Annotated in this window: 12 protein-coding genes; 4 read left to right on the plus strand and 8 right to left on the minus strand. The window is 64.6% G+C overall.

Annotated features, from left to right (window positions below; all coding sequences use genetic code 11):
* Positions 1–139 precede the first annotated feature (139 nt).
* Both V3B64_RS09025 and V3B64_RS09030 read right to left on the minus strand, forming a co-directional pair.
* Positions 140–694 (minus strand): toxin-activating lysine-acyltransferase, encoded by a 555-nt coding sequence (locus V3B64_RS09025; RefSeq protein ID WP_132809494.1) that lies wholly within the window; start codon positions 692–694, stop codon positions 140–142.
* Positions 691–10,944, minus strand: a complete 10,254-nt coding sequence (locus tag V3B64_RS09030) for a cadherin domain-containing protein (RefSeq protein WP_329913981.1) — start codon at positions 10,942–10,944, stop codon at positions 691–693. Before V3B64_RS09030 ends, V3B64_RS09025 begins: the two co-directional genes overlap by 4 nt.
* 768 nt (positions 10,945–11,712) lie before the next feature.
* On the opposite strand from V3B64_RS09030, the gene V3B64_RS09035 reads away from it, so the two are divergent.
* Positions 11,713–12,582, plus strand: a complete 870-nt coding sequence (locus tag V3B64_RS09035) for a hypothetical protein (RefSeq protein WP_183080195.1) — start codon at positions 11,713–11,715, stop codon at positions 12,580–12,582.
* 628 nt (positions 12,583–13,210) lie between these two features.
* On the opposite strand, the gene V3B64_RS09040 is transcribed toward V3B64_RS09035, so the two are convergent.
* From V3B64_RS09040 to V3B64_RS09050, 3 genes are read right to left on the minus strand one after another with little or no spacing between them, the layout of a single operon-like run.
* Positions 13,211–13,777 (minus strand): hypothetical protein, encoded by a 567-nt coding sequence (locus tag V3B64_RS09040; protein ID WP_125893701.1) that lies wholly within the window; start codon positions 13,775–13,777, stop codon positions 13,211–13,213.
* A gap of 5 nt (positions 13,778–13,782) precedes the next feature.
* Complete coding sequence (locus V3B64_RS09045; RefSeq protein WP_329913982.1) at positions 13,783–15,177, minus strand: HlyD family type I secretion periplasmic adaptor subunit; 1,395 nt, start codon at positions 15,175–15,177, stop codon at positions 13,783–13,785.
* A 30-nt stretch (positions 15,178–15,207) separates the two neighbouring features.
* On the minus strand, positions 15,208–17,346 hold the full coding sequence (locus V3B64_RS09050; protein WP_235202901.1) for a type I secretion system permease/ATPase: 2,139 nt from the start codon (positions 17,344–17,346) through the stop codon (positions 15,208–15,210).
* A 258-nt stretch (positions 17,347–17,604) separates the two neighbouring features.
* On the opposite strand from V3B64_RS09050, the gene V3B64_RS09055 reads away from it, so the two are divergent.
* The 3 genes from V3B64_RS09055 to V3B64_RS09065 all read left to right on the plus strand — a co-directional run bounded on the left by V3B64_RS09055 (position 17,605) and on the right by V3B64_RS09065 (position 23,268).
* On the plus strand, positions 17,605–18,636 hold the full coding sequence (locus tag V3B64_RS09055) for a LacI family DNA-binding transcriptional regulator (RefSeq protein ID WP_329913983.1): 1,032 nt from the start codon (positions 17,605–17,607) through the stop codon (positions 18,634–18,636).
* Between the two features lie 132 nt (positions 18,637–18,768).
* Positions 18,769–19,671: an ABC transporter ATP-binding protein gene (locus V3B64_RS09060; RefSeq protein ID WP_134950937.1), complete on the plus strand. Its 903-nt coding sequence runs from the start codon at positions 18,769–18,771 to the stop codon at positions 19,669–19,671.
* A gap of 12 nt (positions 19,672–19,683) precedes the next feature.
* A complete protein-coding gene (locus tag V3B64_RS09065; RefSeq protein WP_329913984.1) occupies positions 19,684–23,268 on the plus strand; it encodes an ABC transporter permease subunit in 3,585 nt (1,194 codons plus the stop codon).
* A 133-nt stretch (positions 23,269–23,401) separates the two neighbouring features.
* Here the strand turns inward: V3B64_RS09065 and V3B64_RS09070 are convergent, their stop codons facing one another.
* From V3B64_RS09070 to V3B64_RS09080, 3 genes are all read right to left on the minus strand, one after another.
* Positions 23,402–23,695, minus strand: a complete 294-nt coding sequence (locus V3B64_RS09070; RefSeq protein WP_329913985.1) for a hypothetical protein — start codon at positions 23,693–23,695, stop codon at positions 23,402–23,404.
* Positions 23,692–24,156, minus strand: a complete 465-nt coding sequence (locus V3B64_RS09075) for a GNAT family N-acetyltransferase (protein WP_121503966.1) — start codon at positions 24,154–24,156, stop codon at positions 23,692–23,694. The genes V3B64_RS09070 and V3B64_RS09075 overlap by 4 nt, the downstream gene beginning before the upstream one ends.
* A 115-nt stretch (positions 24,157–24,271) precedes the next feature.
* Complete coding sequence (locus V3B64_RS09080; RefSeq protein ID WP_329913986.1) at positions 24,272–24,658, minus strand: SseB family protein; 387 nt, start codon at positions 24,656–24,658, stop codon at positions 24,272–24,274.
* Positions 24,659–24,691 lie beyond the last annotated feature (33 nt).

Genomic DNA, 24,691 nt, shown 5'->3' on the forward strand with positions numbered 1-24,691 from the left:
AGTTGCCGATACCCGGCCGCCCATGGGTGGGCACTGCCAGAAACCCGGCATTCTATCATCGAGCCCCGGCCCACCGGGCTTGCCTCTACTCCCCCGACCGCCAGCGTGGCGACCGGGGCGGACGTTCACCTCTCCCGGATCAGGCCGCCTGCGACGGCACGCCGCCCAGGGTCACCTTGTCACGCCGGCCGGTGGCCGGATCGGTCCGGTGCATGGACAGACTGCGCCCCGCGAACGGCCCGGTCAGCAGATCGCCCAGCATGGCCTCGGCCAGGCCGTTGCCGGGCTGGGCGAAGGGGGTGATGAACTCGATCAGCCACAGGCGATCGCCGCTGTTCCAGTCGTCCAGTTCCAGCCGCTCGCCGGCTTCCAGCTTGCGCTCGGCCTCCTCTGACAAATTGGCCCAGATTGCAACTCCAAGCGGCAACTGTTCCAGCGCCTGCTGGGTCACCCCGGCGAAGGCCGCACCGGCCTCCTGCATGCCCGGCAACGGCGGCAGGGTGCCGAAACGGAACACCCGGAACTGCTCCTTCAGCAGCGGCGGCATGAATGACCATTCGAGGTCCTTCAACTGCATCTCACGGTGCAGCGGCGACTGTGAAAGCAGCCAGACGATCTGGCCGAGGGCCTCGGCAACGGTACGCGGCGCCCCGTCGGTGGTGGTGGTGGCGGTGGCGGTCGTGGACGTGATCATGAACGGGAAATCCTGTAGTCGGGAATGGCGGTCAACAGTTCCATGGTGGCCGGATCGCGCGCGGCTGTGCTGATGCCCTGGGCATAGGGCTGGGCGTCGAACGTGGACATCGCTTCGATCATCTGGAACCGCTTCTTCTGTGCCAGCGCCAGATTGTCATGCAAGGCTGAGCGCTGTGATGCCTGGCCGGAGGGAATGCTTTCGTCGATGGGAGCACGATGTTCCGAACGAGTCGATTGCTGCATCCGCTCGGCGGCTGTGGGCTCAACGCCACCGAAACGATCCCCCGGTTCCGTCACTGCTTGCGCCACCGGGGCCTGCGGCAGGTCAGCTGCAGGCGCGAAGCGTGGATCGCCGCCTCGACGGTTGACCCGGCCGGAGGCGGCATCACCGCTGCCCAGGTCGCGTCCGCCCTTGCCGGCGCCAGCATTCAGGTTCAGGCCGTCACCGTTGCCCTCCTCATCGCGCTGGCCGAAAGCGAAGAACATGTCCGACAGGGCCGCCTGGGTGCCATCGATACGGGTGTACTGACCGTTGGCATAGGTAGTGTTGTCCACCGATGTACCCGGCATCTGCCCGGTACGGCGCGCATCGAGGTTGATCGACGCCACGCCGGCCTGCTGCAACGTCAACAGCTCACCCGCCTGGCTGATGCCATCGCGGTTGGCGTCACGCCAGACCTGGAACTCTCCGAAGCGGGCGTCATTGGCATCCAGACGCCGATCACCATTGCTGTCATAGGCAGCCAGACCTTCGAGGTCGGAATGGGCCCCCTCCAGATCCATCGTGAACGAGATTTCGGCGCCGGAATCAATCGTGCCGTTGCGGTTGCGGTCGAGCACCAGTAGACCGTCGTGCGGCCCGACCCAACCGGTCAGATCACGCACGCCATCACCGTCCATGTCAAAGCGCGTGGCGCTCTGCGCCCAGCCCACGGTCTCCACGCCGTCGCCATCCAGGTCAAGCACGACCGGACCGAGGCGTGCACCGAACTCGTTGACGACAAACTTCAGCGGATCACTCCAGAGACCAGCGCTGTCCACGCTCTGGATGACGATTTCATAGTAGGTGTCGTAGTAGGTCTCCTGGTAGTAGCCCGCGCCGCTTCCGCGCGGATCGCCCCAGTTTCCGTCATTCACCTGGCGCCGGTTTCCACGATTCACGATCCGCGTGGCAAGCGTGCCGTTGTAGTAATAGCCGTTCAGGAAGCCATCACCGGAAATGGCCCTCGACGTGGTCCCATAGTCAAAGAACGATGTCTCGTTGGTGTAGGTGTCCCAGTACTGGCCGGTAGTACTCACCAGCTCCACCGCACTGGTGATCACCAGACGGCTGAAGATGTCCTCCTGGTCACTTCCCCAGAGCACGTACACGTAGTTGCTATCCAGCGTCTGGACGACCGTCGGCCGCTCATTGACGTTCTGCACATTGATCGTCACCCAGGTGCTGCTGGACAAGCCACCACGATCGGTGACCGTCACCTGTATCTGGTGGCTCTGCGCGGTTTCATAGTCCAGCTGCCCGTGCAGCGCGATCTGACCCGTGGTGGCGTTGATGCCGAACAGGTTGCTGGCACCACCTGTGATGGCAAACCGGTGGTCGCGGTTGTACCACTGGCTGTCGGGGTCGGACCAGTTGGTGAACTGGAACACGGTCTGGCCCGCGCCCGGCGCCGATTCGGCCAGCGTCAGACTCTGGCCCCAGGTCGTCGGTGCCTCGTTGACGTCTTCGATGCGTACCGTGATCTCGCGATTGCCCGACACCAGCGCACCATCCGTGGCACGGACCGTGACGTTGTAGTAAGCCTCCAGCTGGCCGTCGCCGTCGCCGTCGATCAGCTGCAGGTACGGTGCAACCGCTTCGAAATCGAAACTGCTGACGTTGTACTTGAGCTGGTTTCCGGAAATGACGAACCAGGCGAAGGGATCGTTGATGATCTGATAAGAGGGCGCGGTGCCATCCGGATCAGATGAGGACAACGTAGCCACCACCTGCCCGGCCACGCCGGTATTCTCCGAGGTGAGCGCCACATGCTGGACGACGTCAGGCGTGCGCGGTGCTTCGTTGACGTTGGACACGCCGACCTGGAACACCTGATCGCGACTGGCACCATGAGTGTCGGTGACCCGCACCGTGATCGAATGCGAGGTGGCGGCCTCGTAGTCCAGCAGCCCGCCATTGGCCACGCTCAACACCCCGGCAGCGGTGATGGCAAAGCGTCCTCCCGCATTGTTCACCAGTGTGAAGGTCAGGCCGTCGGTAACGTCCTGGTCCTGGCCGCTGAACTTGCCGACCTCGGAACCGTTGGCGGTATTCTCCGCGATGCTCAGCGTGCGATCGACGGTGATGCCATGCGGCGCGTCGTTGACGTCTTCCAGGCGCACGGTGATGGTGCGCGCCCCCGCCGAGGTCAGCCCACCCGACACGGCCTTCACCGATACCGAGTACACCACCTCCTGGCGACCATCACCATCGGCATCACTCAGGGTCAGGCCTGCGGCTTTCAGCGCCTCGAAATCCAGCACCAGGCCATCGCGGAACTTCAGCTGGTTGCCGACCAGGGTAAACCAGCCGCGAGAGTCCCCTTCCAGCACATAGCTGTAGCTGCCATTGCCTCCGCTGGAGGAAAGGCTGGCGATCACCACGCCGCCCAAGGCCGCGTTCTCCGCAGCAATCGCCACCGGCTGGCTGGAGACGGTCGGTGTTGCCGGGGCTTCATCGACGTTGGTCACCGCGACGGTGAAGGTCTTGTCGCGGGTCAACCCGCCCGAGTCGGTCACCCGCACCACGATCTGGTGCGAGGTGTTGGCCTCGTAGTCGAGCAGGCTGGCATTGGCCACGGTCAGCACACCGGCTGCGGAAATCGCAAAGCGGCCGCCCGCGTTGTTGGTCAGGCTGAAGGTGAAGCCATCGTTGTCCGCATCGACGCGGGCGAAATTGCCGAGCACCGTGCCATTGGCCACCGGTGCATCCGCGGTTGACTCGACCGTACTCAACGCGCGGTCGACAGTGATGTCGGTCGGACGCGCATTGATGGTGACCGACAGCGTCTGCGTCTTGCTGCTGGTCTTGCCCGTCGCGGTCTCCTTGGCGATGGCAGTCACCGTCAGCGCCGCAGTGCCGGTCAGGTCGGCCGACCACGTGGCCGGACCGACCAGCGCCAGACCGGCCAGCTGCGCCGGCGTCAGCGACCACACGCCGTTGCCCAGGTTCGTGCCCTTGTTCAGGGTCAGCCCGGTCGGCAGGTTCGAGATGCGGATCTCCAGGGTCTCCGAACCATCGGCATCGGACAGCGCCGCCTGCACATCCAGCGTCAGCGTGCCACTATCAAGTGTCTTGCCGACCTGCACGGCACGGGTAATCACCGGCGCGTCCACTACCGGCGCCACATTCATGAAGAACACGCGCTCGGTCACCAGCCCACCGGCATCGGTTGCGATCAGCTTGATCGCAACGCGTCCGCTGGCGTTGCCCTTCGGCACCAGCGTCACCGTACGCTCGCCGTTGGCCCCCGCAGTGATCGTCGGAGTATTCATCCAGGCCACCACCGTCGTGAGGTCAGTGGCATCCACCGCCACGGCACGTACTGTGACCCCGGATGCCGGGGTCAGGTCATCACCGACGGTGAACTGCAGGGCGACCTGGCCATCCTCGTTGATCGACTGATCCGGCACGATGCTGATCGACGGCAAGCCGTTGCCATCCCAGTAGTGCCGCCACTGGTTCTCGAACGTGCCGTCGGCATGCAGTGCCTGATAGGCCGCGACCGTGGCCGGCCTGGTGCGACCGGCCATCAGTGCGACCAGTGCCTCCGCATTGATCGTGCTGCTGGCGTGCTCGCCGGCCAGGAAGAAATCAATCTTGTAGTTGGCGCGATCATTGGCATTGGTGGTCGTGTACCAGCCCTTGATCGTGGTCACCACGCTGGTGCCGATCACCGAGATCACCAGGTCATCGCCGGTTCGACTGAACCACAGATCATTGCGACTGATGTCGCGATAGCCGATGACGTCGATATCGTCGCCACTGGAGTCGTAGTTGCGGATTTCGTCGGCACCGGAGTTGCGGTCGATCAAGTAGACGTCGCTATCATCGCCACCAATCAGGATGTCGTTACCGGCGCCGCCATACAGGGTGTCATTGCCTGCCTGCGCATCGAGCAGGTCGTCACCATCACCGCCATACAGCGTGTCATTGCCAGCGCCGCCGTAGAGCTTGTCGTTGCCCGCGCCACCCTCGATGTAATCATCCCCCGCGCCACCAGTGATGACGTCGTCGAACCCGCTGCCGATCACGCGCTCGAACGCATCTTCCAGCACATCGCCGGCGGCCGCCCCGCCATGTGTTCCGGTAGCCAGGTTCAGCACGATGCCCGCAGTCGCCGAGGCGTAGGTCAGCGTATCGACACCGGCGCCTCCGGACAGGGTGTCGGCACCGACGCCGCCATCGAGGATATCGTCGCCATCGCCACCGCGCAGGATGTCGTTGCCGACGCCGCCGCGCAGCGTGTCATTTCCGATGCCCCCTTCCAGCAGGTCATTGCCGGCACCGCCATCGAGGATGTCATTGCCGGCGTCGCCGTACAGGCGGTCATCACCGTCTTCGCCATACAGGTTGTCATCGCCATCACCACCACGCAGTTCGTCGACGCCTGCGCCACCGTACAGCGTGTCGCGACCCAGCTCGCCCCACAGTTTGTCGTCGCCAGCCTCACCGCGCAGATTGTCATCGCCATCGCCGCCGTACAGGTCGTCGTTGCCACCGCCGCCGTTGATGATGTCGTTGCCGCCGAGCCCCTGGATCACGTCCCGGTTGGCCTGGCCGACCAGCGTTTCGCCAGCGGCAGTGCCGTACAGGTAGTCATCCCGGTTGACCACGGTGAAGACCAACTGCTTGCTGACGCTCAATCCGGCGCCGCCGCGATCGGTCGCGGTGACCGTCACGGTGACGTTGCCTCCCGCTTCATAGTCAACGATCGCACCGGCCTTAAGGCGCAGCTGGTTGCCGTTGATGATCTCGAAGCGGCTGTCGGACACGCTGAACACCATCGTGGCGAAATCACTGCCGGCGGTGGTGTCTGGATCGGTGGCCGACAGCGTGCCGAGCAGGATCGCCGGCAGCGCGGTTCCGGTGGGAACGCGATCGGTTTCGCTGAAGCTGGTGGTGGTGGCCGCGAACACCACCGCCGTCGGCGCTTCGTTCTCATCTTCAATGGCATAGGTGAAGCTGAGCGTCGAGGCCGATGCCAGGCTGCCGTCGTACGCCCTCACGCTGGCGGTCAGCAGCACCTCCTTGATGCCATCGCCATCCAGATCGACCAGGGTCGCGCCCTGCGCGGCGGCCAGCGTCTCGAAGTCGATCGCAACGCCCGCACGCACACGCACCTGGTTGCCCACCACTTCCAGCAGGCCACCCGGGTTGGTCACCAGCTGCAGGGTCGGCGTGGTCTTGTCGGGGTCCCCGATCACGAAGGTGCCCACCACCGTACCGGCCCCGGTCTTCTCGCCGGCCAGTACGGCCGCAGTGTTCGGTGGCCGGGTCGGCGTGAACGGCGCCTCGTTGACGTTGCGGACGTCGATCTTGAAGTCCTTCTCGAACCACGCGCCGGCGCCGTCGGTCACGCGCACCCGGATGGTGTGCGCGGTGGCGGTCTCATAGTCCAGCTTGGTGCCATCACGAACGCTGAGCGTGCCATCGGCGGTGAGCTTGAAGCGGCCGCCGCCATCATTGATCAGGGTGAAGCTGGCCGTATCTTCCGCGCCGTCGCGATCGACATGGCCGAAGCGGCCCAGCGACAGGTTGTTGGCGGCGTTCTCGTCCACGGCCAGCGGACCGGGTGCGAGGATGTCGCTGGGCGCGTCGTTGACCGAGCGCACCTCCAGATCGACGATCTGGTCGGCGGTATTGCCGTCGGCATCGGTGACCCGGACCACGAAATGGTCATTGCCGTGGCGGTCCGCCGCCGGCGTGTAGACCCAGGCGCCGGTGGCCGCATTAAGCGTGACGGTCCCCATGCCGGGGGCGGTGATCACCGTGTACCCGGTGATGTTCCCGTCATGGTCGACGGCATTGACGCTGCCACTGAGCGGCACGTCCTCGTCGGTGGCCAGGTACTGCGTTTCGACCAGCGGTGCCGGCTTGCTCGAGTTCTGCCAGTAGCTGCCGAGCATGCCCTGCAAGCTGGAGGACATCCCAGCCGGCACGGACGCCGACTCTGCCGCCATTGCCGCAAGCAGCGGCTCGGTGTGGGCGAGGAACAGCGAGCCTGCACCGGTCGCGATCTCGGTGATCCGGCTGGCGCCGGTGTAGTAGCCCGCGATGGTGATCCGAGTGCTGCCTCCAATCACGCTGACCAGCAGATCGTTGCCCACCTTCTGCAGCCAGACCTCGTGGTTGGCCACGTTCTGCAGCACGATGCGATTGACGCCCAGTGCGTCTTCGATGCGGTCGTTGCCACCCTCCCGATCGAACAGGTAGGTGTCATTGCCATCCCCGCCCCGCAGCAGGTCGTTGCCGGCCTCACCGGCCAGGGTGTCGTTGCCGGTGCCGCCATCCAGCAGGTCGTCGCCTGCGCCGCCCACCAGGGTATCGTTGCCGGCCTCGCCATAGAGCTGATCGTCTCCGTCCTGGCCCCCCAGGGTGTCATTGCCTTCGCCGCCCCAAGCCTTGTCGTTGCCCACATCGCCGCTGATCTGGTCGTCGCCCAGCCCGCCGTAAAGCTCGTCGGCACCGGCGCCGCCGGCCAGCACATCGTTGCCCCCGCCACCTTCAAGCCGGTCATCGCCGGCATCACCGGACAACGCGTCGTTGCCGTCGCCGCCCATCAGGGTGTCATTGCCATCACCACCGATGAGCACGTCGTCGCCCCCCCGCCCATCCAGCCAGTCGTTGCCACCCAGCCCGATCAAGAGATTCGCGCGTGAATCACCACTGATCGTATCGGCGAAGCCGTCGCTGCCAACTACGTTCTCCAGCGTGCTGACGCCGTTGACTGCAACCAGGGTATCGCCATCGGCGTGCCCGCCCGACAGAGTACCCGCAGCCAGGTCCAGCACCAGCGACGCAGTGGAGGTCACGTATCGGACGGTATCGCCATAGGCTTCACCCGCCACCGCGGCCTGGCCGAGGCTGATGCGATCGCTGCCGCCGTCGAGGATGTCGGCACCGGCGCCGCCCTCCAGCGTGTCGTCGCCGTCGCCGCCCCGCAGCGTGTCATTGCCATCTCCACCCGCCAGCACGTCGTGACCTGCAAGACCCGTAAGCGTGTCCGCGCCATCGGACCCGAACAATACATCGTCACTCGCGCTACCGCCTTGGGAAAGCTGGCGGAACTGGCGCAGATCCAGCACCAGTCCGTCCTTCAACTGCATGAACTCGACGCGACGCTGGGCATTCGTATGATTGGCGAGCTTGATCGTACCGTTCTGTGCGGCGAAGACATCCACCTGGAGTGTCGTCCCGCTCAGCGCCAACCGAAGATTTGAGAGGCTGAGCCCTGCTCCCAGTACCAGCGTATCCTGGCCCCCGTCGGTGGCCTGGAACACTTCGCGCACGATCTGTTGCCCATTTGGCCCGTTTCGCCAGGTCGACGAACGGAACTGCCCCTGCGCCGATGGCCACGTGGTGGAGGCTGGCGCGTTCGCCACTGGGGCGTCAAACAGGAAGTCCACCTTGTCCACGCTCTGGTAGACAACGGTGCCGGATGCGATCTCCTTGACCGTCAACCGATACTGATGCTTGTTGCCCGCCGTTGTCTCGCCAAGGCCCAGATACTCCCAGGACGCCGTGTAGGCTGATCCAAACGTCCCTGAGCTGGACATCACCTCATCCAGATAGAAGGCGCCTTCATAGATGACATCACTACCGTCGCCGACGTTGTACTCATAGGCATCGTCGCCCTCACCGCCGTACAGCGCATCCGCGCCACCACCACCGCGCAGCACGTCCGCGCCGATGCTGCCGCCGAGGCGATCGGCACCGGCACTGCCTTCAATACCCTCGATGCTGCTGTAGACATCTCCCTTGGCGTCGCCGGTATTGGCGAACGTGCCTTCCAGGTAAACGCGCACCGCCGCACTTCCCGCGTAAGAGGCGATGTCCACGCCACCGCCGCCGAACAGGGTGTCCGCGCCGGCACCGCCGTGCAGCAGATCATCGCCCTGGCCGCCGTACAGGATGTCGTCACCCGCACCGCCACGCAGCGTATCGTCGCCTTCGTTGCCCATCAGCAGGTCATTGCCCGCGCCGCCGTCGATGACGTCATCGCCACCGTTGCCGGTCAACCAGTCCTTGCCGGCCGTACCGGCAATGGTGTCATTGCCATCGCCACCCCCCAGCAGGGTCATGTCGGTGAGCGCATGGCGGCCGGTCGCGGCAAACACCATGTTCTCGATCGATCCACCCAGCGCGTACCAGTCCTTGATCGTGATGCGGTCACTGGACGCCGAGAGGCGCTCCTTCTCACCATCGCGGCCGATCACCAGGCGCAGGTCATTGCCATCGCGCTGCAACATCACATCCTGGATGTCGATGCCAACGCCAAACTCCAGCGAATCAACACCCGCGTTGCGCGCAATCAGGCCATTGAGCGCGCCCTTGTGCCGGCGCAGCACCTGCGCCTCATCATTCCAGTCGTTGTGGCTGATCCAGGTGGAGCCATCGAAGTAGACCACGCCATCCTTGCTGACAGTGCCATCGGCATTGCGCACATAGCCGTTGACATAGGCGCCCCTTTCCCAGACCAGATCCCAGTTGTCGACATAGTCGTCCATGACGATGTCGTCGCCATCGCCGCGCTGGTAGCGGAAGACGTCATCGCCTTCACCGCCCACCACTTCGTCGTTGCCACGGCCGCCGACCACCAGGTCCGAACCCGTACCGCCATACACACGATCATTGCCATCATCGCCAAACACCGTGTCATTGCCCGCGCCGCCCAGCACCTGGTCGTTGCCGGAGCCGCCCATCACCCAGTCCTGGTCGCCATCGCCAGCAACGAAATCGTCGCCCGAGCCACCATTGCCGAAGTCATTGCCGGCCAGGCCCCGGATCTCGTCATTGCCGGCGCCGCCATAGAGGAAGTCCGCACCGTAGGTGCCCAGGATCACATCCGAGCCACCGGTGCCGATGATGTACGAGGTCATGTCGCCGATGCGGATGTCCTCGCCATCGGCAAACCGCAGCCACTCCACGCGATGCGAGGATTCGAACCAGTCCTTGATGGTCAGCTCATCGCCGGTGAGGGTCGCGTTGCCGGCGGCGTCATAGCTGACCAGGGCGATGATCAGGTCGTTGCCGGCACCGCTGGCCGAGGAGCGGCGCATCTGGATGTTCTGCAGCGACAGGCCGGTGCCGAACACGATCGCGTCCTCACCGCCCTTCACCGAACCGTTGACCTCGTACTCGCCGCCACCGGCCCAGTTGCGCGCCAGCTGTCCATTGGCGATCTTGGCGAGGCGATCATTCAAGCTGTCGCCGCTGCCACGGATGGCGCCTGCGCCCTCTTCGTCGTAGATCACGTCGCGGCCGTCACCGAGCCGGAACAGGTACTGGTCCGCGCCGCCCCCACCGAACAGGCGTGCTTCGCCATTGGCACCCCGATCATCGCCGGCGCCACCGGCGATGATGTCGCCGCCCTCGCCACCCACCAGCAGATCGTTGCCGGCGCCGCCTTCCAGCCAGTCCGAACCGGTGCCGCCATACAGGCGATCGTCGCCGGCACCGCCGTCGAGGTAGTTGCCGTTGCCACCACGCGCGGCGATCGCCAGCGCCTGTGCGCTGGCATCACCGATGGCGAAGTTCACATTGGTGACATTGCCGGCGAACAGCACGTCGTTGCCGTCACCGCCAAGCAGCCAGTCATCGAGCAGGCCCCCCACCAGGGTGTCGTTGCCGCTGCCGCCGAGCAGATCGTTGCCGAGGTCTCCGCCGCGGACCAGATCGTCGCCAGCACCGGCATCAATGACCGCAGCGATGCCAATGCGATGGGTGGCCGGGGCGGCCTTGCCATTGATCAGCAGGCCGATGGTGCTGGACAGCGTGGCACCATTGACGATGATGCTGTCGTTGCCGATGCCACCGAGAATGCGATCCTTATCCGCGGTGACGATGGTGTCGCTGATCGAGAAGAGCTCTTCGTCGCTTCCGCCAGTCAGGACGAACTTTCTGCCATCAATGGCATTGTATCGCGCACTGACGTTCGCGGCGTTCAAGCCACGCCCGTCCAGCTCACCGTCAGGAAGCTGGTCCATCCACGCTGCAAATCCCCCTGTCCAATCGGTCGATGCGCGCTTGTTGAGGCCCAATTCGATCGCACGCGCAAGCGTGATCGCCCATTGAGCTGCCAACCCGCTGTCTGGCGCACCGGCGATGAGCGAATTGACCTGGAAAGGATCCATTACATACTGACCATAATCAGCAGCCATGGCCAAGTCGCCAATCATTGACGTCACATTGAAACCGCGAGGCGAAGGCAACATGCCCAGATGTTGGACGATGGCCCGCTTGATATAGATGTTTCCGCCAACCATCTTGTCCGCCATCCCCGCCAGAGCCAGCGCAGAGCCGTGACCGATAAGCTCCTCAGCCGTCGCAAACCCGACGGGCGTTGCAGACCAGTATCGATAGTCCTTTCCGTAGGTACCGTAGGTACCGCCATCGATGCTGGCCCCCGAAGCCACACGGCTTCCCGACATCTTCAGCACCGCGTTGAGGTTGTCCGCTACGGCATTGGCAAGAACCCTCGCCCCAGCCTTGGAGCCACCCGATCGGGAACGAATGCCGGTGACCACGAAGCCGTCCGATGCCTCTTCCCAGCTGACCGACGCCCACGAACGCGGCTTGCCACTTGAGAAGAACGAGCCAACGAGCCCGCCCAGGATGTAGCCCACCAGCGCACCGATTGCCGCTCCGATTGCGCCATACGCGGCACCTCCGACCTTGCTACCTGCTGCAGCCCAGGTGGTCGCAACGGACGCACCGACATAGGCGCCGATCGCCGAACCAACCTGTGCACCGATTTGCCCTCCGACCGTATCGAACTTGACCAAACTAGCGCCCAGCCGTGCGCCAACGTAGCCACCGACTGCGTTGAATATCTGCGTTTCACCCAGACCTTCGAACACGCTGATCTTGGCACCATCGGCGATCAGGTTCGCATTCTGGATAACTTGACTCAGTGCTGCACCAGCAGCGGTCTGTGCAATTTCACCGAGCGTCCCTTCGATACCCAGTGTCCTGAACAGCTCTGCGGTCAGGTAGGAAGAGACAGCTCCAGCCCCTGCGCTCCTGAGATTGGCCTGAAACTCCTCAGGAAGATCGGCAAGAATGCTGCTGAAGTCCCCACTGGACAGCCGAACCCCGAGGCCCCTGGCCGAGATCGCCTCGGCGAAGTTCTCTCCGATGGTCGACAGCGTTGCCGAGGAAATGACCTGCCATGCCGGGTCATTCAACTTCAGGGCAGAAGAGATTGCGCCACCAATCACCCCACCAAGCGCACCCGCCTGGGCAATCTGCTGCAGGCGCGTACGATCGAAGAAGGCATTCCATTGGTCCGGATCAAATCGCGGCCCCGTCGTGGTTCCGCTGCGCTGGAAGCCGTTGTTCGGGCCACCACCAAGGTCGGTATAGAAGAAGATATCTCCTTTGCCCTGGAATGTCAGACCTGCGACCTCCAGCGCTGCCTCTGTCGTTCCCAGAGCGGCAAGATTGATCTGTACCAGTGCCCTGTCGGGATCCCCGTACTGGTTGTTGTAGCGCTCCATGCGCACAATCAGGCTGACGCCGTAGGACAAGTAGTAATCGGTGTAGGAAGACTTTCCTTGAGGCCCCAGGCTTCCCTTGCTGCCATCAAAGTAGCACTTTGCGAATGCTTCAACGGATTGATCTGAAACATTTGCAGTGAGATCGGCATTCAGCACGATTCCGGCAGCCATCTGATAGACGCCATTGACCTCGATGACGCATCGCGGATTAACTTGGGCCATCCTCTCCAGAACTGCGGCTCGGTCTAGAGGACGGCCTCCACTGTCTGCGATCATCTTGGAAATGTTGGCGTTCCAGCCTCCGATAGCTGCGACAGCCTCATTCCTTCGTGCGGCAGCAAGGAAATTCTGGAGGACCGCGGTGTAATTGCGAGTCTCTGTTCTCTCAAACGCCAGCTTCTCTACTTCTTCACTCAGCACATTCAAGGCAAAGTCGTAGCCTTTATAGTGCGCATGCGCGATCTCGTGCCCCAAGGTATCGCGGAGCTGGTCCATGAACTCAGTGGTCGCGTTGCCCACGACGGCATCCCGGCCTATCGCGAGCACTCCCTCGTCCGACATATGAGCTCTTTCGGTCGCCGATCTAGGCAGCAACTCAATCGTTTTCAACTTGCCCTCGGCAATAGCCGATTCGAAGCGCTTGACCAAGCTTGGTGACGAGGAAATTGCCTGACGTAGCCTCTGCGCTGCGGTACGCGTATCCGCATTTCGCGATGCGAACTGGTCCAGCAAGGTGTTCAACCTGATGCTAAGTTCAGACATTGTCATGCTCCGGCGGGGCTATGGTCAGGGTATCTACACACTGTTCAGGCAGCGCGGCATTGATGGCCGCGTCGAACGTCGTGATATGGACAGAGACGGAACCCCGAGAGTAGGTTCGGGTATCCGGGCTGAGCGGCGCGGCGTTCCTTCCTCCATGGAATCCCGCAGCCAGCATTGAAGACGTCATTGCGTCAGCCTTGAACGTGCATGGCCGTTCAAGATCGTTGAATCGGCGGGACGCCAATGCGTCGAATTTCACCGCGCGACCTTCCCGCCTGTACTCCACCTTGATTGCGGCGGACCACCCTTCACGTGTCAGCAGCCTCGACTGAATCGTTCTCGAGTTGACATCCAGAGATGACAGATGTACACCGAATCTTCGCTCGACATCCGAGCGTTCGACGCCACGCCAACTACCGTGGCGCGGTTGCTCCAGGACCAATGCGATAAGCATCTTCTCCAGCTCGGATGCTGCCCAGACGTGACGCTCCCGCGCGTTTGCCGGGGATGCCGCAGTGAGGCAAAGGACTGAAGCGCCCAGGATTTGCCAGAACGGCATTCTCCTCATCGCTCCCTCCCCGCTTCCTGCACGCGCCTGGACAGCGGCGACAACAGGTATTCAATGATGCGGCGGTCACCGGTCTTGATTTCCGCCGTTGCGGCCAGGCCCGGCGCCAGCGCGCGGCGCCGGCCATCCACTTCGATCCAGGGCCGCAGCAGGCGCACGCGCGCCGGATAGCGCAACCCTTCCTTCTCGGTCTGCACCGCATCACGGCCCACAGTCTCGACCACGCCATCCACCACACCGTAGCGGGTGAACGGATAGGCCTCCAGCTTCACCTCCACCGGCTGCCCGTCGCGGACGAAGCCGGCATCGCGATTGGGCAGCATCGCATCGACCACCAGCTCGCCGTCATGCGGCACCAGCACCATGAGCGCGTCAGCCGGCTTCACCACGCCGCCGATGGTGTGCACCTGTAGTTGCTGCACGACGCCATTCACGGGTGCGCGCAATACCGTGTGCCCAGCCTTGTCATGGGCCTTCTTCAATTCTTCGCCTCGCAACGCGCGTGCCGCTTCCGCCTCAGTCAGGGCGTCCAGTGCTTCACGTGCGAACTCGCTGCGGCTCTTGCTCATCTGCTGGCTGGCCGCCAGCTGCGCAGCGGTCGCTTTACGCTGCTCTTCGCGACGGATCGCCAGGTCCTGGCGCATGCCGACAACACGCTCCTTTACTTCGGCCACCTGCAGTCGCGGCACATAGTTGTCGCGGCTCAGCTCCTCCAGCTTGTTCAACTGGTCGGTAGCCAGCGGCAGCTGCTCTTCCAGCTTGGCGATCTCGGCCAGGATCATGCCGTGCTCGCCATCGCGCTGGCTGCGCTCCTGCTGCAAGCCACCCACAGTGGAATCGAACTCGCGCTGCTTGGCGGCCACCAGTGCCTGCTGGATGGCAATGATGCTGTCAGGTGCTCCCTCCGGTGCGATGAAGCGACCGGCCCGACCGGCAACGTGGTCAACCACGGCCTGCGCCCGTGCCACATCGATCTGCGCGGTCAGCAACGCCTGGCGCGCCTGCTCGACTTCGGCATGGCTGACCGTCGGGTCCAGTTCGAGCAGCGGCGTGCCGGCCTTCACCGACTGCCCTTCAACCACGTGGATCGCACGGACCACACCCTGGTCCGCAGCCTGGATCACCTTCACGTTGCCGCGCGGAATCACCTTGCCTTCGGCCACCGCGACCATGTCCAGGCGGCCAAGGCACGACCAGACCAATGCGATGGCGAGAAAGGCGATCAGCAGCCAGAGAACGGTGCGGCCGATCGGGTTCGGGGGCTTTTCCAGGATCTCCAGCGCCGCCGGCAGGAAGTCCGGCGCCGCCGAGTCGCGTTGGTCCGGCTGCGCACGCTCCGAGCGCAGGCTCTCGCGCAGGATGCCCAGGTGATGCCTCAGTCCCTTCAACATGCGTGCTGTCCTTGGCTGGGCCCGTGGTGGTCAGTTCAGCGGGGCCGCCACGGCGGGCAGGCCCATCTGTTTGGTGTAGAGCAGTGAGTAACGGCCTCCCGCGCGGAGCAGATCCTCGTGCGTGCCGGTCTCGGTGATGCGGCCACGTTCGAGGGTCACGATGCGGTTGGCCTGGCGTACCGCCGAAAGACGATGCGCGATGATGATCACGGTGCGGCCAGCGGACATCCGCTTGAGGTTGTCCTGGATGACTTCCTCGCTCTCCGCATCCAGCGCCGAGGTCGCTTCGTCGAAGATGAGGATCTTCGGGTCGATGGCCAGCGCGCGAGCGATCGCCAGGCGCTGACGCTGCCCGCCGGAGAGGTTGCCGCCGCGCTCGTCGATGCGCGTGTCGTAGGCCTCGGGCAACTCCAGGATGAAGTCGTGCGCCCCCGCCAGCTTGGCCACCTCCACCACCCGGCTCATCGGCATCGCCGGGTCGGCCATGGCGATGTTCTCGCGCACGCTGCGGTTGAACAGCAGGTTTTCCTGCAGCACCACACCCACCTGTCGCCGCAGCCACGCCGGATCCACCATGGACAGATCGACACCATCCACCAGCACACGGCCGCGCTCCGGGGTGTGCAGGCGCTGGATCAGCTTGGTCAGGGTCGACTTGCCGGATCCCGAGGGCCCGACCACGCCGAGGATCTCACCCGGAGCAATCTCCAGACTGACCGACGACAACACTTCCTGCCCCTCAGGCCGATAGCGGAACGACACGTGCTCCAGCGCGATGCGGCCATCCACTGCCGGCAGGCTGGCACGCGAGGGTGAGCTGGCCGGTTCGGTAGGGGAGTTGAGGATGTCGCCCAGCCGCTCCACGGCAATGCGCGCCTGCTGGAAGTCCTGCGCCAACTGCGCCAGGCGCAGCACCGGCCCGGCAACCTGCCCGGCAAGCATGTTGAACGCCACCAGTTCGCCCACGGTCAGCTTGCCGTCAATCACCAGCCGCGCGCCGAAGAACAGGAGTGCCACGGTGGCCAGCTTGTGGATCAGCTGCACCGCCTGCGAGCCCCAGTTGGCCAGCATGCTGGCGCGGAAGCTGGCCTGGATGTAACCCGCCAGCTGCTTGTCCCAGCGGTTCTGCGCCTGCGGCTCGACCGCCAGCGCCTTGATGGTCTCCACACCGGTCACTGCTTCGACCAGGAACGACTGGTTTTCGGCACCGCGCACGAACTTTTCATCCAGGCGGCGCCGCAGCATCGGCCCGACCACCATGACCACCACCGCGTACAGCGGCAGCGTGATCAGTACGATCAGCAGCAATGCAGGGCTGTACAGCCACATCACGGCCAGGAACACGATGGCGAAGAACAGGTCCAGCACGACCGTCTGCGCCGAAGAGGTGAGGAACTCGCGGATGGTTTCCAGTTCGCGCACGCGCGCCACCGAATCGCCCACCCGGCGCGCCTGGAAATAGGCCAATGGCAGATGCGTGAGGTGGGAGAAGAGCTTCGAGCCAAGTTCGGCATCAACGCGGCTGGTGGTGTGCGAAAACAGGTAGGTGCGCAGTCCGCCCATCAGCACTTCGAACACCGAAACCACCAGCAGGCCGAGGGCAAGCACTTCCAGCGTGGTGATGCCTTTGTGCACCAGTACCTTGTCGATCACCACCTGGAAGAACAGCGGCGTGATCAGTGCCATCAACTGCAGGAAGAACGAGGCTACCAACACGTCACGCAGCAGGCGGCGATACTTCACCAGGGCAGGAATGAACCAACCGACATCGAAGCGCCTCACGGCGCCGGCCACGCTTTCACGCGTGGTCATCAGCAACAGGCGGCCATCGAACTCCTGCGAGAACTCGCCAAGGGACAGCGTGACCGGGCGTCCGTCGGCCGCCGCGTCGAAGCACAACACGTTCTCGGCGTCAGCCTTGAGCACGAGCGTATAGCGCCCGTCGGCCAGGCAGGCGATGGCGGGCAGCGGATGGTCGCGCAGCGCGGTTACCCGCGCCTGTACCACGCGTGCTTTGACGTCCATCCGCTTGGCCAGGCGCAACAGATCCTGTGTATCGATACGGCCTTCGGGGTGGCCCAGCTGGTGCCGGAGCTGGTCGGGGTCGGCAGGCCGATCCAGAAACCCCAACAGGGCGACGAAGCACGCCAGCGCGCCTCCATCGTCCACGCACAGTGACTCCTGCAGATCGATCCCTGATCCGTTACTGCCCACGTCAACTGCCTTGTTGTCCCCTGGTGCGCGGACTCTAGGGCCATGCCATGGCAGCTGTCCATCTGCTGAATGCGCTTTTGTGCAAATCAGGTCAAAGTGACAAATTGGTCACATTTTTCAACATCAATCCCGTTCATCCAGACAGGAGCGCACCTGCGAGCGGAGGGCCAGCCTCATGGCATCATGATCGCTGCACGTTCCCTATCCGTTCCCATGACGATCAAAGGCAAAGCCACCTCCCTGGACATCGCCCACCTGGCCGGGGTCTCCCAGCCGACCGTGTCGCGGGCCCTGCGAGGCAGCCCGATGGTCAATGCCGAGACCCGCGAGCGCATCCTGCGCATCGCCCGCGAACTGAACTACAAGGTCGACAAGAACGCCTCCAGCCTGCGCCTGCGCAACGCCGGCACGCTGGCCCTGCTGTTCTTCGAGGACCCGACCAACGACGACTCGCTGATCAACCCGTTCTTCCACTCGATGCTGGGCTCGATCACCCGTGCCTGCGCCCTGCATGGGCAGGACCTGCTGGTCTCGTTCCAGCAGCTGTCCACCGACTGGCAGGCCGATTACGAGGACAGCAACAAGGCCGACGGCATCATCCTGCTCGGCTACGGCGACTACCACGAATCGCGCGACCGCCTGCAGCGGCTGGTCGAACAGGGCACGCACTTCGTGCGCTGGGGCGCCGCCCTGCCCGGCCAACCAGGCGTCTCGATCGGCAGCGACAACTTCCAGGGTGGGCACGACATCACCACCCACCTGCTGCAGCAGGGCTGCCGCCGCATCGCCTTCCTCGGCCATGCCTCCAGCCATTACCCCGAATTCCAGGAACGCTACCGCGGCCATGTCGCGGCCCTGCAGGACCACGGCCTGGCCGCCGAACCGGCGCTGCAGCACGATGCGATCACCACCGAGGCCTCCGGCCAGGAGGCCTGCCAGGTGCTGCTGGCACGCGGTGAACCGATCGATGCGATCTGCGCCGCCAGCGATCTGATCGCCATCGGCGCGATGCGCGCCCTGCGCGAGACCGGCCTGCGGGTGCCACAGGACGTGGCGGTGACCGGCTTCGACGACATCCCGCTGGCGGCCTCGGTATCCCCGGCGCTGACCACCGTGCAGCAGGACACCAAGCAGGCCGGACAGCTGCTGGTGGAGCGCCTGCTGGCACTGATCGGCCGGCAACCGGTGGAGAGCCAGAGCATCCCGGTGAAGCTGGTGGTGCGGGAATCTTCGCTGCGCGGGTAAGCGCTGCCAGGCCACCGCCCCACGCCCCAACGTGCGACGGCGGAATTCTCCCCCCATGACCAACGGCGGATGCGCACGGAGGCTGATGCGCGGATAACGCGCAGACATCGCCCATTGAAAGGTGTACGTCGCATGCTGAAGATCGATTCGCTGTCCAAGACGTACGCCAACGGCGTGCATGCCCTCAACAACGTCAACCTGGACATCCCGCGCGGCATGTTCGGCCTGCTCGGCCCGAACGGCGCCGGCAAATCGTCGCTGATGCGCACGCTGTCCACCCTGCAGGAGGCCGACAGCGGCACGGCCGTGCTCACCATCCCCGGCGAGACACCGATCGACGTGCTGCGCGACAAGGACGCGGTGCGCCGCCGGCTGGGCTACCTGCCGCAGGATTTCGGCGTGTACCCGAAAGTCAGCGCGCTGGACCTGCTGGAACATTTCGCGGTGCTCAAGGGCCTGACCCAGCGCGCGCAGCGCCGCGAGGTGGTCGATGGACTGCTGCAGCAGGTGAACCTGTGGGACGCCCGCAAGCGCAAGCTCGGCACGTACTCCGGCGGCATGCGCCAGCGCTTCGGCATCGCCCAGGCGCTGCTGGGTGACCCGCGGCTGGTGATCGTCGATGAACCCACCGCCGGCCTCGACCCGGAAGAACGCAACCGCTTCCTCAACCTGCTGGCGGCCATCGGCGAGAACGTGGCGGTGATCCTGTCCACCCACATCGTCGAGGACGTAACCGATCTGTGCCCGACGATGGCGATCATGAACAAGGGCCAGGTGCTGCTGACCGGCCGTCCTGCCGAAGCCATCGACGCCCTGCAGCACCAGGTCTGGCGCAAGCAGGTCGATCCTTCTGAACTGGCCGACCACGAAGCGCGCTATGTGGTGCTGTCGACCCGCCTGGTCGGTGGCCGCCCGGTGATCCACGTGCACAGCGCCAACGACCCCGGTGACGGCTTTGCGGCCGTAGCTCCCGACCTCGAGGACGTGTACTTCCAGCGCCTGCGCCTGCAGGCCCGTGCCCGCGCGGCAGCCTGAGCGGAGCACGCCATGATCCTCAACTTCTTCCGCTTCGAGCTGCGCGAGCAGCTGCGTTCCCCGCTGCTGTGGCTGCTGGCCGGGCTGTTCGCCCTGCTCGCCTTCGCCGCCGCCTCCAGCGACGCCGTGCAGATCGGTGGCGGCACTGGCAACGTGCACAGCAACGCGCCCACCGTGATCGCGCAGATGCTGGGCATCTTCACCCTGCTTGGCATGCTGGTCACCGCACTGTTCGTCAGCAATGCGCTGTTGCGTGACTTCGAACTCGGCACCGCCGAACTGATCTTCGCCAGTCCGGTGAAGCGCCGCGATTACCTGGCCGGACGCATCGCCGCCGCCCTGGCGGCAGGCTTGCTGGTCTACGTGCTGATCGCATTTGGCCTGTGGCTGGCGCCGTTCATGCCGTGGGTCGATCCCGAGCGCATGGGCCCGATCAGCTGGCAGGGCTATGCGTGGACGTTCGCGGTCATCGTCATACCGAACCTGCTGTTCACCACCGCGCTGCTGTCGCTGCTGGCGGCGCTGACGCGCTCGATCCTGTGGGTCTACATCGGCCTGGTGGCCTACCTGGTGCTGTATGGCGCCAGCGCGGCCCTGCTGCGCGACATCGACAACACGTGGATCGCGGTGCTGAGCGAACCGCTGGGCATGCGCGCACTCGGCCGCACGATCCGCTACTGGTCCACCGCCGAACGCAACAACGGGATTCCCGAGCTGGCCGGTTACCTGCTGGCCAATCGCGCCCTGTGGTTGGGCGTGGCTGCCGCGCTGTTCGCCGCCACCTTCGCGCTGTTCCGCACCGAACGCAGCGGCAGTGGCCGTCGGCGCTGGGGCCGCAGGCAGGCGCAACCGGTTGCCGATGCCGGCGCCGTCCGCCCCACCCGCGCAACGCTGCCACGCGTGGTACCGGCATTCACTACCACCACGGCGTGGCAGCAGTTCCTGCGCCAGGTCCGCTTCGATACACGTGGCGTCCTGCGCAGCGTGCCGTTCATCGTGCTGCTGGTGCTCGGCCTGGCCAACTTCCTGCCCAGCGCGCTGTTCCGGCAGACGCTGTACGGCACCTCGATCTGGCCGGTCACCTCGCAGATGATCATGGGTCTGCAGGGCGCCTTCAGCTGGCTGCTGGTGATCATCGTGCTGTTCTTCGCCGGCGAGCTGGTCTGGAAGGAACGCAGCGCGCGCATCAACGAAGTAACCGACGCCATGCCGGTGCCGAATTGGGTACCGCTGCTGGCCAAGTTCACCGCGCTGCTGGCGGTGATCGTCTGCTTCCAGACCGCCGGTGCGATGGCGGCGATGGGCGTGCAGCTGGCCAAGGGCTACACGCATCTTGAGCCGCTGCTGTACCTGCGCAGCCTGGCGCTGGATTCGGTGGTCTACATCCTGATGGGGGGCCTGGCGCTGGTGCTGCAGGTGCTCACCAACAACAAGTTCGTCGGTTATGCGCTGCTGATCGTGGTGATGATCGGCCAGGGCGTGCTCGGCCTGCTCGACTACACGCAGAACCTGTACAACTTCGGCAGCTGGCCCAACGCGCCCTATTCGGACATGAACGGCTACGGCCACTTCCTGACCGGGCAACTGGCGTTCCAGGGCTACTGGGCCCTGTTCCTGCTGTCGTTGATGTGCCTGGCATCAGCATTCTGGGTGCGTGGCGTCAGCCAAGGGCTGCGCCAGCGACTGGCCCTGGCCGGCCGCCGCCTGCGCGGCCCGACCGGCGTCTTCGCTGGAGTAGCGGCCTTGGCCTTCATCGGCGTGGGCGGCTGGCTGTACTGGAGCACCAACATCCGCAACGAGTTCATCTCGCCCGACCAACAGCTGGACCTGCAGGCGCGCTACGAGCGTGAACTGTCGAAGTACCGCACTCTGCCGCAGCCTCGCATCGTGGCGGTGGACAACCGCGTGGACCTGTTCCCCGAATCGCAGTCGATGGTGATCGATGCGAACTGGACGGTGCGCAACACGCATGCCGTGCCGATCCAGGACGTGCATGTCTCGATGGGCGACGACAAGCAGCTGGTCGCAGTTGACCTGGGTGGGCAGACCTTGTCGATGCACGACGCCGACCTTGGCTACCGCATCTACCGTCTGGCCACGCCACTGCAACCGGGTGAAAGCCGCAACGTCCACTTCCGGGTGGTGCAGAAACCCAACGGCATCACCGCCGGCCAGGCACCAAGCAACATCGTCGACAACGGCACCTTCTTCAACAGCCGCGTACTGCCTTCCTTCGGCTACAACGAGGGTGCCGAGATCAGCGACCGCAACGAACGCCGCAAACGCGGCCTGGGTGAGCCGCGGCGCATGCCCAAGCTGGAAGACGAAGCCGCACGTGCCAACACCTACATCTCCAACAATGCCGACTGGCTCGACTTCCGCACCACGGTCTGCACGGCACCGGACCAGGTGGCGCTGGCCCCGGGCTACCTGCAGAAGGAGACCGCGGTGAATGGCCGGCGTTGCTTCAGCTACGCCATGGATCGGCCGATGCTGAACTTCTACGCCTATCTGTCGGCACGCTGGGAGGTGCGCAAGGCGAAGTACAAGGACATCCCGATCGAGGTCTACTTCGACCCGGCGCACGGCTACAACGTGGACCGGATGATCGAAGCGGTGCAGAAGTCGCTGGCCTACTACGAAGCGAACTTCACGCCCTACCAGCACCGCCAGGTACGCATCATCGAGTTCCCGGGCTATGCGCGCTTCGCGCAGTCGTTCGCCAATACCATCCCCTACTCCGAGGCCATCGGCTTCATCGCCGACCTGCGCGATCCGGACAAGGTGGACTACGTGTTCTACGTGACCGCGCACGAGATCGCGCACCAGTGGTGGGCGCACCAGGTGATCGGTGCCAACGTACAGGGCGCGACGGTGCTCTCCGAATCGTTGTCGCAGTACTCTGCGCTGATGGTGATGGAGCAGGAGTACGGCCGCCAGCACATGCGCCAGTTCCTCAAGCGCGAGCTGGATGGCTACCTGTCCGGACGCGGTGGCGAGGCCATCGAGGAGCAGCCGCTGGAGCGCGTGGAAAACCAGCAGTACATCCACTACCAGAAGGGTTCGCTGGTGTTCTACCGGCTGCGCGAGGAAATCGGCGAGCAGGCGCTGAACCGCGCGTTGAAGCGCTTCCTGCAGGACAAGGGCTATCAGCAACCGCCGTACACCACCTCGCGCGAACTGCTGGACTACATCCGGGCGGAGACCCCGGCCGACCGCCAGCAGCTGGTCACCGACCTGTTCGAGAAAATCAGCTTCTACGACAACCGGGTGATGGCCGCCAGCGCCCGCAAGCGTGATGACGGCCGCTACGAGGTGACCCTGGACCTGCACGCCGCCAAGCAGTACGCCGACGGCGAGGGCAAGGAGAGCGACGGCACGATGGATGACTGGGTCGAGATCGGCGTGTTCGCCAACGGGCCGTCGGGCAAGGAGCGCGACCAGAAGGTGCTGTACCTGCAGCGCCACCACATCACCAGCGCCGCGCCGAAGATCACGGTAACCGTGGATGAAAAGCCGGATGAAGCGGGCTTCGACCCGTACAACAAGCTGATCGACCGGGTGAGCGATGACAACCGGCGCAAGGTGACGATGTGAGGCAACGGGGCGCCGGCTGATGCGCCGGCGCTCCATGCAACACGTGTGGGCCTGGCTCGGCCTTGCTGTTTGGCTTGGCCTTACTGTAGTGCCGAGCCATGCTCGGCACATTGTCCACGACAGCCGCGAAGATTCAGTGCACCGGGGCTTTCGGCCCCAGCAACGCCAGCAGCACATAGACCACGATCGAGGCGACGGTACCGAGCGCTGCCGGCAATCCGTATACCCACGCTGCACGGCCCTGCTGACGTGCCCACTGCGCCAGATGCCAGGCCGCGCCCAGGTTGATCAGCCAGGCAATGGCGAACACCGGCCACAGCACCATGCCTATCGCGCGCAGCGCGGGCATTGACACCAGCGCGACGACGATGGCCGCGATCAGGAAGATCAGCGCGGAGCGGGAGTGCCGGGCCGTTGCGGCGCTCATGCGGCCAGCCTGCGCACCATCACCAGCACGCGATAGCTGCGGTTGTCGGCTTCCTGCAGCGGCTTCCAGCCCAGCCGCGCGTACAGGCCGCCATCCAACGATTCGGTCTGCAGGTACAGTTCGGAAACGCCCATCCGCACCGCCTGCGCCGCGGCCTGTTCGACCAGCGCGCCAGCCAGCCCACGCCCGCGATGACTATCGGCCACGAACACGCTGCCCAGCCAATGCTCGTACTGCGGGAAGGCCTGCATTTCCCGGCGCTTGAGCTGCACGGCACCGACCACCTGGTCGCCATCGAAGGCGGCGATCAGGTGCGGGAAACCCTCGGCGTCCTGAGGTGTGTTCAGCCGCTGCAGTTCCTGTTCCAGCGACAGGCCGGCGTCGCGGCCCCATTCGGCGTGGTACCACCGGGCCAACTGCTGCCGTTCCGGTGCATCGGCGGGTAATACCCTGAATTCCATGGCAATGCCTCGATGGGGAAGCGTTCTGTAGAGTCGAGCCATGCTCGACTGATCTGGCACTGTGCGAAAGGCAGTCGAGCATGGCTCGACTTTACAAATATAGCGCGGTGGCGGTTCAGCCCTGGGCGAAGTCCTTCAGGATCTCGCCCACGCCGCTCGGCGAAATCTCAAAGCCCAGCGAAGTGCTCGGATTGATCACCACGCCATAGCCACCCGGCACGCGGCGCAGCACGTCCAGCATCAGCCAGCGGATCTGGTGATCGGCCTGCTGGCTGTAGATGCCCACCCGCGACGGGTCGGTGAACACGGCCACGTGCAGGGTGCCCTGCTTGTCGAACAGCAGCGGGTCGAAGCCGCTGCCGTCGGGAGTGACCAGGCTGCCGGTCAGCAGCACCACTTCGGAGGCGACGAAGGCCTCCATGAAGGCGCGGATCGGCACCGCCCCGTCCATCGCCGCCTTCAGCAGGGTTTCGATCGGGGTCTGCGGGGCGAGGTCGGTCATGGCGGTACGGCGGGGCGTGAGGGGTGCCTATTG

Origin of the sequence: Stenotrophomonas sp. SMYL86 (genome assembly GCF_036320025.1) — a bacterium.
In the GTDB taxonomy this organism is placed as follows: Bacteria; Pseudomonadota; Gammaproteobacteria; order Xanthomonadales; family Xanthomonadaceae; genus Stenotrophomonas; species Stenotrophomonas maltophilia_A.

Bases quoted from the DNA above. Each gene is read 5' to 3' on its own strand.
- V3B64_RS09025 (WP_132809494.1), bottom strand. From the start codon at position 694: ATGATCACGTCCACGACCGCCACCGCCACCACCACCACCGACGGGGCG.
- V3B64_RS09030 (WP_329913981.1), bottom strand. From the start codon at position 10,944: ATGGACCAGCTTCCTGACGGTGAGCTGGACGGGCGTGGCTTGAACGCC.
- V3B64_RS09040 (WP_125893701.1), bottom strand. From the start codon at position 13,777: ATGCCGTTCTGGCAAATCCTGGGCGCTTCAGTCCTTTGCCTCACTGCG.
- V3B64_RS09045 (WP_329913982.1), bottom strand. From the start codon at position 15,177: ATGTTGAAGGGACTGAGGCATCACCTGGGCATCCTGCGCGAGAGCCTG.
- V3B64_RS09055 (WP_329913983.1), top strand. From the start codon at position 17,605: ATGACGATCAAAGGCAAAGCCACCTCCCTGGACATCGCCCACCTGGCC.
- V3B64_RS09060 (WP_134950937.1), top strand. From the start codon at position 18,769: ATGCTGAAGATCGATTCGCTGTCCAAGACGTACGCCAACGGCGTGCAT.
- V3B64_RS09065 (WP_329913984.1), top strand. From the start codon at position 19,684: ATGATCCTCAACTTCTTCCGCTTCGAGCTGCGCGAGCAGCTGCGTTCC.
- V3B64_RS09070 (WP_329913985.1), bottom strand. From the start codon at position 23,695: ATGAGCGCCGCAACGGCCCGGCACTCCCGCTCCGCGCTGATCTTCCTG.
- V3B64_RS09075 (WP_121503966.1), bottom strand. From the start codon at position 24,156: ATGGAATTCAGGGTATTACCCGCCGATGCACCGGAACGGCAGCAGTTG.
- V3B64_RS09080 (WP_329913986.1), bottom strand. From the start codon at position 24,658: ATGACCGACCTCGCCCCGCAGACCCCGATCGAAACCCTGCTGAAGGCG.